Raw genomic sequence first — 14020 nt, 5'->3', positions numbered from 1 at the left:
TGCTTTAATTTTGCAAAAGATAAAGCATTTTAGGCTATAATCGCTCTAAAAATTTAAACTTAGGAGATATTTTTGAAACGTATATTTGTGATTTTATCGCTAGTTTTTGGCTTTGCTTTTGGGGCTGATTTTTCTTTAAATGAGTATAGAACTCCTATAATTAGTGTCGATAGTGATGGCACAGCAACGATAGTCGATAGTCCAGAAATTTTAATCGGCTCAAGTGGTATTGTGCTTCACAAATTTGATACTGATAGCTCTATCATCGCAAGAGTTAGTGTTGTATCAAAAAATGCTGGCTTTGCTAAGATTAGATTTGAGGTGTTTGATCTGCTTGAGCAAAAGGCGCTCCCACTTCCAGGCATAGCACCTGCAAATGGCGATATGGTCGTGCTAAACTATCTTTATAACCGCTCATTAATCATCGTGCCAAATAAAGAAATTTATGAAGAGATCACAGGCGCGTTTCCTAATATGATATTTATCCATCCAGATCTTATTGGAGCATATCTAAGCTACGAGTACAAACCAAATCCAAGCAGAGATGACTTTAGAAAAATGTGCGCTCAAAGCGCAGCTGGTTTAATTTTCGTAGCGATGGATGGCAGAAGCGTTTTTGCTGATTGCCAAAGCTTTAAAGTACTAAAAGAATTTAAAAGTGGTGAGGTTGAGTACTATCAGCTACCATTTTATACAAGAGTTAGCGACATAGACACCGTCTTTTGGAAGCTAAATAGCGAGCACATCAACAACTACGACGCTCACTACGAAAAACTTTTCGAAGAAGATAACTGATAAATGAGCCGTTTGTCCTTAAGTAAGCAAAATTTAAAGGAGTTTTTAAATTTGCTCCCAACGCTTAAGGACAAAGAGCTCTTTCACTATGCCTCAAGCCTTAGTTTTCATACGATTTTATCGATCATTCCGATACTTCTTATATCGTTTTCTATCTTTACAAAACTTCCTAGTTTTGAGGACTATTACGCCAAAATTCAAGACTTTATCTTCTCGGCTCTTTTGCCAAGTAATCAAGAGATCATCTCAAACTATTTGCAAAATTTCTTACAAAATAGCGGAAATTTGGGCATAGTTGGCTTTGTAGCGATGATATTTACATCGGCTATGTTTTTTAGTGACTACGAGTATGTAGTTTTAAAAGTGACACGTGCAAGTAGAGCTAGAGGATTTTGGTCAGCACTTAGCTCGTATTGGACGCTTATCACGCTTGCACCACTTGGTCTTGCTGGTAGTTTTTATCTTTCAAGCCTCATTCAAGAGATGCTAAACTCAAACGTGATCACAAACTCGATAAATTTTTTAAGCATATTCCCATATCTCATCATCTGGGCGATATTTTGCATCACATATCTCATCTCTGTAAATGACGAGATAAAGTTTAAAAGCGCTTTTTTTAGCTCATTTGCTGCTTCGCTCGTTTGGTATATTGGCAAGTCAGCCTTTGTCTACTACGTCCTTTATAACAAAACCTATCTAAGCGTTTATGGCTCTTTTTCGGCCGTGCTTTTCTTCTTTGTCTGGATCTACATCTCGTGGATCATCTTTTTATATGGGCTAAAGCTTTGTGCTTACCTCTCAAATAGCTCAAAATTTAAAAGATAAATTTAATAGTTCGTGCCAGCTGGCAATATATTTTTATAAATTTACCAGCTGGTGTGATTTGTATTATTTTATGTAAAATATTATGTAAAATCAGCGTTTAAACTCGCAAATTTCTATCTTTACTCCAAGCTCTTTGCTAAATTCTTTAGCCTTTTTCTCTAGGTCATCTTTGTCAAAGCAGATAAGATCTATGTAAGATCGCATCTCGCCATTTGCTTCACCTATGATCTCACAAATTTCACTCTCTTTTAGCGCGTCTGAAATTTTGTTTTTGCTATCAACGCCAAACTGTATGTCGCCACCGTGAGATATGGCTAAAAAGCAAAAATTTATGCCAAGCTCAAAAGCTTCGTTATAAGTATCACTTGCACCGTCGTAGTATTCGTTTAGTAGCTCACTAAGAGATGTAAATCCTGTAAAAACGTCGTCACGTAGCTTGTTTGAACGAGGCTCTAGCTCATAGACCATAAAATTCTTAAGCGGCTCATTTGAGGCTTCTTTACCAAATTTCTCATCTATAAGATCGGCAAAGTCGATCAGTGGCACGCCTTTTTCTCTTGGCTCGTCTATTATCTCAAACTCTCCAAGCATATTTATCATGATCATCTCACCAACTACGTTGTCACAAAGTATTAGCGATAATGTATATGCCTTATTTTCATCTTCACTTTTAAGCTTACTTATAGTTTCGTTATATAGGCACATATCTACGCTTTTGTCGTTGAAATTTGCATAGACCATGACCTCATTTGCATCAACGCTTACGCCATACATCTGTATAGTAGCGACGTTTCGTGGTGCACGTGGCTTGCCAAGTGTACAAGTAAGCTTTGCTTCATACTCTTTTGGCATGCGAGATTTTATAAATTTAAGCCACAAAAGCCTATGTTTAAGTCCTTCTGGAGTGAGTACTAGATCGATCTTTCCATCAATAAGGCCTATCATAAAAGTTGGATCAACTAAACATAAATTTAGCGCTTCTTCGGTCATTTTGCTTGCAGCTTCAAAATTTTTATCTTCTAAATTTTGTTTGATGGCGTCTAAATTTTTGCCAAACTCTCTCCAAAATTTATCAACTCTGCTTGCAAAGCTAGAGCTCTTTTTAGAAAACCACATTTTTATCCTTGTTTATTAAAATTTTCAACATTTTTTTGCGTATAAATTTTCATCGATGGAAATTCTAAGGCACTTAGCCTGTCATATCCTTCTTCGTTAAAAACACATCCCGTATCGATATTGGCGCTATTTGTATAGAGCTTAGCCTCACGCACTGGCGTATGGCCATAGACATTAAATATGCCTTCAACTTGCATCATATCGCCTCTGCCCGATAGTACATGCCTTCTAAACTCATCTTTTGAGCTATCATCATCTCTTAAGTCCCAAAATTTACCAACAGCCGAGTGCGAAACGACCAAATGCTCGCCATTTTGGTTTTTACACTCTTTAAACTCCAGATAAACTGGCCTTGTTTCTAAAAAATCCACATGCCTTTGCTTAAACTCCACACTTTGTCCAAGGTATGATCTATATGTCTCTTCTCCGCCGTTTCCAAAGAACCAGCTCCTGTCAAATGGCACTTTGTTGTTTAGAAATTCAAGTTTATTACTTAGCAGCCTACGCTCATGATTTCCCATTACCATTTTATAGTTATTTTGTATGATAAGCTCGACTACATCGCAACTAAAAAGCCCCCGATCTATCACATCTCCGACAAAGCAAATTTGTGATTTTTCTTTGTCTGGAAACTGCTTGATAAGCTCTAAAAGTGTGTTAAAACAGCCGTGCACATCGCCTATGATATAAATTTGCTCGCTCAATTTTTCTCCTTTGTGCCAAATTTTAGTCTATTAAGCTTAAAAATGTAGTGTTAAGAAAACACTTTTGTATAGCTGTACTATATTGGTGTAATGCTAGCGATATATAAAGTTAAAACCTAGTAAAAGAATTTAAAATTTAAGGATTTTAAAGCAGAAGGGAGCCTAAGCTCCCTAAAATCATTGTGCGTAAAAGCCGCTAACCTTGCCGGTTAGGTCAATCATGATATTTTTCATTTGAGTGTAGTGCTCAAGGATGATTTTGTGCGTTTCGCGGCCGATACCTGAGTTTTTATATCCGCCAAATGGGCTGCCTGCTGGGATTTGGTTGTAGGTGTTGATCCATACCCTGCCAGTTTCCATAGACCTTGCAACTCTTAGCGCTTTTGTGATGTCTTGCGTGAAAATTCCGCCACCTAGGCCATACTCGCTATCATTTACCATTTTGATAAGCTCGGCTTCATCTTTAAATTTGATCACAACGCCAACTGGTCCAAAAATTTCTTCCTGAGCCACTCTCATGTCGTTTGTCACATCAACTAGTAGCGTTGGCTCGACAAATGCGCCCTTGTCGCAACCATTTGCAGTGTAGGCTTTGCCACCGACTGCTACTTTTGCGCCTTCTTTTTTGCCGATCTCGACATACTCTAATATCTGCTCAGCTTGTTTTTTATTGATTTGTGAGCCCATTTGTGTGTTTGGATCTAGCGGATCGCCAACTTTTATGGTGCTAAATTTCTTAACCGCAGCCTCTATAAATTTGTCGTAAAAGCTCTCTTCTACGAAAATTCTAGATCCTGCGCAGCAAACTTGACCTTGGTTAAATAATATTCCAAGCTGAAGACCATCAAGCGCTTTGTCTAAATTTGCGTCTCTAAAGAAGATATTTGCGCTCTTACCACCAAGCTCAAGTGTAGCTGGGATGATGCGACGAGCCGCAGCTATGGCGATATCGCGGCCGATCTCGGTTGAACCAGTAAATGCTAGCTTGTCAAGGCCTGGATGGTTTTTGATCCACTCGCCACTCTTGCTGCCTCTGCCGGTTACGATGTTAATAAGGCCTTTTGGCAAAATTTTATCTATCAGCCTAAATAGCTCAAGTACGCTTAGACTTGTCTCGCTTGAAGGCTTAAATACGCTCGCATCACCTGCTGCGATCACTGGAGCTAGCTTCCAAGCTGCCATTAAAAATGGAAAATTCCAAGGCACGATCTGACCAACAACTCCTAGTGGCTCGCGTAAAACGATAGAGAGTTGTTTCTCGTCAAGCACATTCGCGCTGCCTTCTTCGCCCATGATGACACCTGCAAAGTACCTAAAATGCTCTGCCGCAAAAGGAATATCAACATTTAGCGTCTCGCGGATCGGCTTGCCGTTATCCATACTCTCGACTTTTGCCAAATGATCTTTGTTTTCATCGATGATGTCAGCGATCTTGTTTAGCAGTTTTGCTCGCTCGCTAACTGTGGTGTGTTTAAATTTCTTAAAAGCCTCACGTGCAGCACGTACAGCGTCATTTACATCTTCTTCAGTCGCATCTGCGATCTTTGCAAGGTGCTCGCCGTTTGCTGGATTTTTAGCATCAAGGGTAGCGCCGTCTTTCGCGTCGCGCCACTCACCATTTATGAAAAGCCCATATTTTTCTAGTAACTTCATACTTTTCTCCTTGATTAAGATTTTGTAGAAGGATTATAATACTAATAAAGTTTATCAAAAATAAATTTTTGCTATAAATTATTTTTTTTTAATAAAATTTATTATCTAATATTAGAAATTTTGGTTTTAGTCTTTCCAAGAAAGCGAAAAAGTAGTTTCTTTACCAAGCTCACTTTGACACTTTACATCTATACCATTTTTTATGCAGCAACTCTTAACCAAGCTTAGTCCTATGCCAAAGCCACCCTGATCGTCGTTAAATCTCGTGTAGCGATCAAAAATTTGCATCTGTTGCTCCTTGCTGATACCGTGACCTAGATTAGTTATGCTAAAGAAATTTGGCTCTAAAATGATGCGAACTTTTGAATTTGATGATGCATATTTTGAGGCGTTACTTAAGAGGTTGTCTAAAATTTTGCTCATATCTTCAAGGTCTGCGTTTATGAAGCTAGGCTTTAAACTAGCCTCTATCTTAAGCCCGCGTTTTGCAAAAAATGGCGAGAAATAGTTCAGTCTTTGTGTGGTTAGTAAATTTAGATCTATGAGCTCTTTTTTGCTAGGCTTATCTAGGTTAAAGCTTAGATGAACGAGTGCGTCATAAATGTTATTTAGGCTCTTTGCGGCAAGGCTGATATTATTAAAACGCTTTAAATTTCGCTCATTTAGGTTGTCAAGATCGGCCGTTTCTATGCTCATCGAGATGACGCTTAGAGGCGTGTTTATCTCGTGTGTTGAGTCTTTTATAAAGCGGTTTAGCGTATCTATCTTTTCATAAAGCGGTCTTAGGCTTAGTTTTGCGAGATAAAAGGCGACAAAGAGCAGGGCAAAAAAGAAAAAGAGCGCCTTTAGCGTGGTTGAAATTTGTAAAGATAAAATTTCAGCCTTGATATCTTTACCAACTAGAAAAATATCTGCGTGTGAGAGCTCGTCTGTAGTGTTGTCGTCCATGTACTGGATCTTTTCAAATATCGCGACCTTGCCGCCGATCAAATTTACATTTTTGCTTTTGTCGATTTTTTGGCAGTCAAAGTCTTTGTAAATTTTCTCACCATTTTTTAGCACGATGCAAGCATGTACGCCTTTCTCTTTTGTTAGACTTGAAATTGAATCAAGTCCATTCATTCTAGCTTTCATGTAAATGCCCATTTTTATCTCTTTTAAAGACTTCACCTCGTTTAAAATGAGCGCTTCTTTTTTGTTTTTATAGTCATGTATGAAAAAATATCCTAAAAATAGCACAGTGCTAACAAGATAGAGGGATAAAATTTTAAATAAAATTTGCGTCTTTTCAGACATAGACATAGCCGTCCCCACGCCTATTTAATATGGTATCTTTGCCTAAAATTTGGCGTAAATTCTTGATATAGACACGAAGGCTAAGCTCGCTTGGCTCCTCGTCAAATTTCCAAATTTTATTAAAAATCTCATCTTTAGTTAAAATTTTGCCTTTGTTTTGCAAAAATAGGGCGAGTAGGTCGCTCTCTTTAATCGAGATATTTACATTTTTGCCATCTTTGCTTAGTGTTTTGCTCTGCGGATGAAAGCTAAAATCGCTTGAAATTTTGATCGCATCTCCACTGTGATGTGAGAAATTTCTCTTTAGAAGTGCTTGTATACGTATGAGTAGTTCTTTTAGCTCAAATGGCTTTTTTAGATAGTCGTCGCAGCCACTTTTGTAGCCTTTTTCAAGATCATCAATGGTATTTAGCGAGGTGGTAAAGATGCTAGGTGCGCTAACACCTAGCTCTCTTAAGGAAGAAAGAAGTGAAAAGCCATCTCCTTGTGGGATTTTGACGTCAAGTATAAGCAGGTCAAAATTTTGTTCGTAGGCGAGATCAAGCGCTTCTTTGGCATTATCTGAAGTAGTGACCTCATATCCATTTTCGCTTAGATACTCACTGATGAGATCAAGTAAAATTTCATCATCTTCAACGAGCAAAATTCTAACCATCAAGCACCTTTACATACCTTTTTTCATTTCGTCTTTTTTCATACCCATGTCGTCTTTCTTCATTTCATCTTTCATGCCCATGTCGTCTTTTTTCATCTCATCTTTTTTTACCATGGGTTTTTTAGCCATGTCATCTTTCATCATCTGCTCTTTCTTCATCATCTCGTCTTTGCCCATGTCATCTTTTTTCATCATTTCAGTAGCATTTGCAAGACCACCAAGCATAAACATAGCACCAAGTGCAACTAGCAGTAATTTCTTCATAACGTCTCCTTTAAATGAAATATGATGAAATACTATCTCTTTAGTGTTAAGTGAGTGTGAATTTACGCAAATACAAAATATATAACTGGAAGCGTGATAAATGAAAATAGCACTCCAATGGCCACTGATGAAATGGCTAATGAGCTATCAAGCCCAGCTTTTATGATCATTGCACTTGCAAGGGCTGATGTTGGCATTGCACATTGAAAGAGACCAACTACCCATGTTCTATTCATTTGGATACCTGAAAATTTTAGTATGATGAAAAATATGATAGCTGGCAAGATCATCTTGCATAAAAGCACGACGCTAACGCCTTTGTATGTGCTTGTGATACTGCCAAAGTTAAGACCAACACCAATCGCAAAAAGTGCCACCGGAGTAACGCTACCTTCAAACATCCTAAGTGGAGCAAAGATAAAATCAGGCAAAGGTACTTCTTTTAAGATAAGAGCCATAATAAGCGCGATAAATGGCGGAAATTTTAAAATTTTCATCGTATTTTGAAATAGTGAAACCTTCTCTGGTGCAGCAAAAGAGAGAATAAGTGGCCCAAGGATCGAAAGCGGGATACCAGTGGCTATTTGATCGTAAAAGATGACTTCATTTACCATCGCATCACCAAAGAAGCCCTGAATGACAGGCATACCGACAAATAGGGTATTACCAAAAAGGCTTAGCATGACCATACTAACAGTTGTTACTTTAGTAAATTTAAAAATCTTACCAAGCACCAATGCCATGACAGCGCTGATAGCTGTTGAGCCAAAGCCAATTAAAATTGTATTTATGAGCGAAACATCGACGTTTACGTGATAAATTTTGTCGAAAATTAGCGCAGGCATTGCAAAACAAAGGACAAAATCCACAAATGGGATCGAGTGCTTTTGCTCAACAATGCCGACTTTTTTAGCAAAAAAACCAGTTGCGATTATGAAAAAAATTGCAAAAAGTGGAGTGAAGTTCATAGCATTCTCTTTTAAATCTAAATTTTTACGGAAAATTGATTATAGGACCCATAAGATTAAATTACAATAAACCTTTTTTAAAATTTGCTCTCAAAATTTATGCCTTAATATCAACCCTTTTATAAAATTTATCTCTCTCATCTATCTTTTCTTTGCTCTTTAAATCATTCTCAAGATAGCTGATATTGTAAATTTCTCTTGTAGATATGCTTTTGCCATTATTTAGACTGATTAAAAATTTACTCTCAAATTTATTAGATAGATTGGCAATAGCGATCGCTCCAGCATCTTTTAGGCTTACGATTTTATCACTTTGCATGAAGCCAATATCTTTAAAATCCAAGCTATTTAGCTGCACATTACTCATCTTTTTTGCCTCTAAATTTATGCTAGTTTTTAGCTCACTTGATGTATTTAGCTTGCCAGTATCGTTATAAAGCTCTTTTACGTCTATCTCTCTACCACTATCAAATTTTAACCTTATAGTGCCATCTTTGTTTAGCTTCATAGCTATGACGCTATCGCTATCTTGCAAAGATGCGGCAGCTGTGGCTTCATTTGTTATAAAAGCCTTTTTTACTTTTTTTAAATTTGAGAAACTAAACTCAAGTCCAGTTGCTTGCTTAAATTCATTTTCCATCGCGATCATTTTGGCTGATTTTGTCTTCTCAAGCTTTGATATATAAGCATCCGCATTCTCTTCAAATTTCTTTAAATTATTGCCAAGATTTTCTATCATTTTGTTGTATGCGACAAACTCAGCGTTATAATCTTTGTAAAATTTCATAAAACTATCTTTTTGAAATTTTGTATATGAGAAATTTTCATCTTTTTTGTAATCTTTGCTTGGTTCAATGATCGGATTAAACTCGCTTAGTCTTGCAGTATCATCAAAACCCACTTTAAGATAGGCAAAATTTTTAAAAGAGCTATCTTTGCCAAAGATATTATTGTGTCTTAGATCGACCCAGCCGTCATTTTGGGCATATTTTTTAAAGAAATTATTTATATCATTTTTCTCTATCTTTTCATATCTGTTTTCTGCAGCGAACAAAGTATTTGGATCTGAGGCGTAGTAAGAGTGTCTATAATCAATATCTTTTGTATCTACGTAAAGATCGGGATTATTTGTGATCGTTGCTTTACGATTTAGCTCTTCTCTTTCTATTCGGTTGTGATTTATGACATTTGTGCTGATAAACTGCCTAAGATCGACCCTTGGCATCACATCGCTTAAATTTGCTATTTTTTCATTTCCGTCTTTGTCATAACCCCTTACTTTTAGCTTATCAAAGAGTATATCTTTTTGGTCTAGCGCGCCGTCGTTATTACTATCAAAGCTAAAAAGATAGCTATTGTTTTCTAATTTTGTAGTGCCAAGTTTGTCGCTATCGCCGTAAATATCTAAAAATACTTCTACTTCTCCATATTTTGTTTTTAGAGTGTTTGAATAAGCGTAATCGTTTAAATTTTTAAATTTTGTATTTTTTAGGTATCCACTTTTTAGTGTAGATAGCATGCTGCTGCTATCTGAAGCTTTTATATTTTTAAAGTAGGAATTTTCACTAAAATGATAGCCTTTGGAAAGCTCATCGGAGTGGATTTTATTGTTGCTGTAGATGAGATTTTTTGAGTAGTTATTTAAAATTTCTTCTACTTTTTGTAGGATTTTGTGCCTATTTTGCTCTTTGATCTCGGCATCAGTGACATTTATAACTTTGCTTGCCTTTATGCTTTCTTTTAGACTTAAAATTTGGTCGTTATTTATCTCTAAACCTTGTTTATCCTTAAAGGCATGGAGCATTTCTGTAGGATTTTCTAAATCTTTTAAATTTATAAAGTTATATTTTAACGATGCAATATTCATCTAAAATCCTTTTTAAAGATGTTGCAGATAATATCGGATAAATTTAGAAATTATTTAGGTAAATAATGGTGCCCGAGGTCGGACTCGAACCGACACAAGGTTGCCCTTACCAGATTTTGAGTCTGGCGCGTCTACCAGTTTCACCACTCGGGCTAAAGTAAAAATTGAAATTAAATTTTATGTGAGAGAAAAAAAGGGGGAGAGTTGCTCCCCTAAAAAGAAATTATTTCTTTTTACCTTTTTTAGCAGCACCAGCAGCAACTGCTTCTTTAAGTTTTTTGCCAACTTTGAATTTAACTGCTTTGCTAGCAGGAACGTCGATAACTTTTTTAGTTCCAGGAACTCTAGCTTTTCTTGCAGCTCTGTCAGCAGTACCGAAAGTACCAAAGCCTATAAAGCTAATTGTATCGCCTTTTTCAAGAACTGCTTGGATTGTCTCCAAAGTAGCATCAACAACTTTTAGAGTATCTTTTTTTGAAAGACCAGCCTTATCGGCAACAGCTTGAATAAATTCAGCTTTTTTCATGAACCATCCTTTTAAGAAGTTATGTGGCTATATTACACTCTTTTAAAAAAAAATACAATACTTTTTCCCTAAATTTAGCTCTTTTTTACGTTTTTTTAACAAAAAATGCATTTTTTTTAAAGATTTACTCGCAAATTTCAAACGTAAGCTCGGTCTTTAGCCCAATCTTTTTCATATCAATAAGCCTTAAATTTTTAAAATTTAAGCTCATTAGTTCATTTTTATTTTTTATAAGTTTATTTGCTATCTGGCGCAAGACTTCGCCTCTATATGCTTTTACGTGATGACTCACTATTTTTTTATTTTTTACAAAACAAAAAGTTATGTATTCTTTTTTTATAGTGTAAAATTTTTCATAAAACTTAGCTCTAAGGTCTAAAATCTCATCATTTTGCAAAAAATCATTAACCGCTTTACTAAAATTTTTTTCATAAAATTTTGAAATTTCAAAGCCATCTAGCTTTTCACCTTGTTTTAGTTTGTACTCTGGTATCTCATCTTTTGCTAAGATAGGCCCAAATAAATTTGAAAATATTAAAACATTATTATCTATATATTTTTGCGCCTCATTGTCTAAACCACGATAGTTTAGATGTTTATAAGCTACGCCATCATATCTTAAGATGGCTTTTATGCTGCCTTTTTGAGATAGGCTTTCTCGCAACTGCTTGCTCTCTTCAAGCTCTTTTAGTCCAAAAAGCTTTTTTATCTCGTCTAAATTTGCGTTTTTTAAAAACTCATCGTATCTGTTTAAAATTTCAACTCTTTTGTCAAAAAGCTCTGGAAATATCAAATCCTTACCATTAAATTTATTATTCGTATTTATAGAAATTTTACTTTCGCTTGGAGAAAAGAGAATTTTTAATGCCATTTTTCTTACCTATTTTATATATAAAATTTGTTGGATTATACAATAAACTTTTTATGCTAAAAAAAATCAAATTTTTACCGATATAAAAACAAGCGGAATCATTTTTGCTTAGAGTGAATAAAAATTTAGGAAAAAATTATGAGAATAACAAACCAACTACGTTTTAGTCAGACTTTGCATGACTACCAAAAAAATATGACTGGTGTAAATAAAAGCTACAAGCAGCTCTCAAATGGTTTGAAAATTCAAGATCCATACGATGGTGCTGCGACTTATAATGATGCGATGAGGCTTGATTATGAAGCAACTACCCTCACTCAAGTAGTTGATGCCACTGGTAAATCTGTAAATTTCTCAAAAAATACAGATAATGCATTACAAGAGTTTGAAAAACAGCTTGAAAATTTTAAGACAAAAGTAGTCCAAGCAGCTAGCAGTGTGCATAGTAAGACATCGCTAGAGGCTTTGGCAAATGACCTTCAAGGTATAAAAAATCACCTTGTAAATATTGCAAACACTTCGGTTAATGGGCAGTTTTTGTTTTCTGGAAGCGCTGTTGATACAAAGCCAATAGATGGTGCAGGAAAGTATCAAGGCAACCGTGATTATATGAAAACATCAGCTGGTGCTCAGGTTGAGCTTCCTTATAATATCCCAGGGTATGATCTATTTTTAGGAAAAGATGGCGATTACAGTAAAATTTTGACCACAAATGTTCGTTTAGCTGATCAAACTAGAACCGACATCTCTTATGCACCAAAATTTCTAAACGATAACAGCAAGATAAAAAATATGATCGGACTAAATTACGCTAGTGATTCAGTGGTTAGAAGTGACGGCTCTTACAATGGCACAATAAATCCGGATTATGATTTTTTAGATAATTCAAATGTAAATTTTCCAGATACATATTTTTTCATGCAAGGCAAAAAGCCAGACGGCACGACATTTACTAGCAAATTTAAGATGAGTGCAAATACAACAATGGCTGGGCTTATGGAAAAAATCGGCATGGAATTTGGCAATACAAAAACAACAAAAGTTGTTGATGTAAGCATAAATAACGATGGACAATTTAATATAAAAGATCTTACTAAAGGTAATCAAACTATTGACTTTCATATGGTTGCAGCCACGTCAGTAGCACCAAATCGTGGTGCAATCGCTCAAAACAATGCGCTTGATACGGTAAATTCTCTTGAAGATCTTGAAACTATGGCAAATAACGTTCCAAAAACGGTTCATATCACTGAGTTTGTAAAGAGCAAATATACCGATAAAGATGGAAATGCGACAAATGCATTTGACTATGACAAGGTTAGATTTGAAAGAAAAGATAATGAGCTAATCGCAAATTTACCTCAAGTAGCTAGAAGAACGGGCGAATATGCAACAGATCAGACAAAGCTAAGCGAAGTTTCTGGTACAAAAGAGAGCTACGATAGAAATTTATATCCAAAAGATGTCGATGCTAGAAAGAGAGAGCTTTTTAATATCGACAACCAAGAGATAAATTTACAAGTAAAGTCAATCACTGGCACAAAATATGACATAAAGGTAAAAATGGGCACAGCAGGGGGTACAAATACTCCAGTGCAATTTGACATAACATCTACACCACCAGGTGGCACACCTTCTGCAACTAGAACTTTAACAGTTTATAACTCAGATGAGTTTGGAAGTTACAGAACTTACGCTAGCGATTTTACTTATAGACAGCTCATGGATATCGTTGCTATGGCAGCAAGCGATAATATTCCAAACCCTCCACATGCAGAAAACGCAAATTTTGATACAGATATAGAAAAAGTAAAAAGAGATCAAAACTATAATGCCTATAAAGAGGCTTTATCAAAAACAAAGGGCGCGGTAGAGACAACTTTAGATGATAAAGGCAGAATGGTTTTAACTGATAAGACAAAATCAGTAACAAACATAGAAGTAACTATGCATGATGCAAAAAATAGCGATAAATTTGATGGCGATAGCACTGGTAGAGATACGGCTGGTAATGCTGGCCACCCTCAAGGAAAGGGTTCTGTCTTTAGCTTTAACGAAAATAATGCTTTAACTATTGATGAGCCAAGTACGAGCGTTTTTCAAGACCTTGATAATATGATTGAGGCTGTTAGAAAGGGATATTATAGAGCTGATGCAAATAGTAATGATCCACGAAATACTGGTATGCAAGGTGCATTACAAAGGCTTGATCATTTAATAGATCATGCAAATAAAGAGCTTACAAAGATCGGCTCTCAATCAAGACTTTTAACTGCTACAAAAGAGCGAGCCGAAGTAATGAAAGTGAATGTGCAAACTGTTAAAAATGATGTAATTGACGCAGACTATGCGGAGTCATATTTGAAATTTACGCAGCTTTCACTATCTTATCAAGCAACCCTACAAGCAAGTGCAAAGATAAATCAACTAAGCTTGCTAAATTATTTAAATTAAAATTTAAATCAGCAGGCCACCTAGCT

General features: G+C 36.0%; 13 protein-coding genes and 1 tRNA gene. 3 read left to right on the top strand and 11 right to left on the bottom strand.

What is annotated here, in order from left to right:
- Positions 1–72 precede the first annotated feature (72 nt).
- Positions 73–795: a plasminogen-binding N-terminal domain-containing protein gene (locus CVT18_RS06265; RefSeq protein WP_103628754.1), complete on the top strand. Its 723-nt coding sequence runs from the start codon at positions 73–75 to the stop codon at positions 793–795.
- Between the two features lie 3 nt (positions 796–798).
- On the top strand, positions 799–1620 hold the full coding sequence (locus CVT18_RS06260; RefSeq protein ID WP_103579620.1) for a YihY family inner membrane protein: 822 nt from the start codon (positions 799–801) through the stop codon (positions 1618–1620).
- 90 nt (positions 1621–1710) lie between these two features.
- On the opposite strand, the gene CVT18_RS06255 is transcribed toward CVT18_RS06260, so the two are convergent.
- From CVT18_RS06255 to CVT18_RS06205, 11 genes are all read right to left on the bottom strand, one after another.
- Positions 1711–2736 carry a hypothetical protein gene (locus CVT18_RS06255; protein ID WP_103628753.1) on the bottom strand — a complete coding sequence of 342 codons (1026 nt, stop codon included), beginning with the start codon at positions 2734–2736 and terminating at the stop codon, positions 1711–1713.
- A gap of 2 nt (positions 2737–2738) precedes the next feature.
- Entirely contained in the window at positions 2739–3440 is a 702-nt protein-coding gene (locus CVT18_RS06250; protein ID WP_103628752.1) for a metallophosphoesterase, read from the bottom strand.
- Between the two features lie 177 nt (positions 3441–3617).
- The gene (locus tag CVT18_RS06245; protein ID WP_103628751.1) at positions 3618–5093 is read right to left on the bottom strand and encodes an aldehyde dehydrogenase family protein; all 1476 of its coding nucleotides are present in this window, start codon (positions 5091–5093) and stop codon (positions 3618–3620) included.
- A gap of 126 nt (positions 5094–5219) precedes the next feature.
- Positions 5220–6389 carry a sensor histidine kinase gene (locus CVT18_RS06240; protein WP_107824343.1) on the bottom strand — a complete coding sequence of 390 codons (1170 nt, stop codon included), beginning with the start codon at positions 6387–6389 and terminating at the stop codon, positions 5220–5222.
- Positions 6382–7044 (bottom strand): response regulator transcription factor, encoded by a 663-nt coding sequence (locus tag CVT18_RS06235; protein WP_107824342.1) that lies wholly within the window; start codon positions 7042–7044, stop codon positions 6382–6384. The genes CVT18_RS06240 and CVT18_RS06235 overlap by 8 nt, the downstream gene beginning before the upstream one ends.
- A 9-nt stretch (positions 7045–7053) precedes the next feature.
- The gene (locus CVT18_RS06230; RefSeq protein WP_103560287.1) at positions 7054–7308 is read right to left on the bottom strand and encodes a pyruvate kinase; all 255 of its coding nucleotides are present in this window, start codon (positions 7306–7308) and stop codon (positions 7054–7056) included.
- A 62-nt stretch (positions 7309–7370) separates the two neighbouring features.
- Complete coding sequence (locus CVT18_RS06225; RefSeq protein ID WP_107824341.1) at positions 7371–8276, bottom strand: AEC family transporter; 906 nt, start codon at positions 8274–8276, stop codon at positions 7371–7373.
- A 97-nt stretch (positions 8277–8373) separates the two neighbouring features.
- Positions 8374–10143: a response regulator gene (locus tag CVT18_RS06220; RefSeq protein WP_107824340.1), complete on the bottom strand. Its 1770-nt coding sequence runs from the start codon at positions 10141–10143 to the stop codon at positions 8374–8376.
- A 66-nt stretch (positions 10144–10209) separates the two neighbouring features.
- Positions 10210–10296: transfer RNA gene (locus CVT18_RS06215), tRNA-Leu, on the bottom strand.
- Positions 10297–10366: 70 nt separating this feature from the next.
- The gene (locus CVT18_RS06210; protein ID WP_012001719.1) at positions 10367–10669 is read right to left on the bottom strand and encodes an HU family DNA-binding protein; all 303 of its coding nucleotides are present in this window, start codon (positions 10667–10669) and stop codon (positions 10367–10369) included.
- Positions 10670–10793: 124 nt separating this feature from the next.
- Positions 10794–11540, bottom strand: coding sequence for a YaaA family protein (locus tag CVT18_RS06205; protein WP_103628745.1), 747 nt, complete (start codon positions 11538–11540; stop codon positions 10794–10796).
- Between the two features lie 138 nt (positions 11541–11678).
- Between CVT18_RS06205 and CVT18_RS06200 the strand changes: the two genes are divergently transcribed.
- The gene (locus CVT18_RS06200; protein ID WP_103628744.1) at positions 11679–13994 is read left to right on the top strand and encodes a flagellin; all 2316 of its coding nucleotides are present in this window, start codon (positions 11679–11681) and stop codon (positions 13992–13994) included.
- Positions 13995–14020: the final 26 nt, after the last annotated feature.

It is taken from the genome of Campylobacter concisus (genome assembly GCF_003048405.1).
Lineage (GTDB): Bacteria > Campylobacterota > Campylobacteria > Campylobacterales > Campylobacteraceae > Campylobacter_A > Campylobacter_A concisus_Q.
Note: the sequence above shows the minus strand (reverse complement) of the source record. Positions and strands in the feature narration are given on the sequence as shown.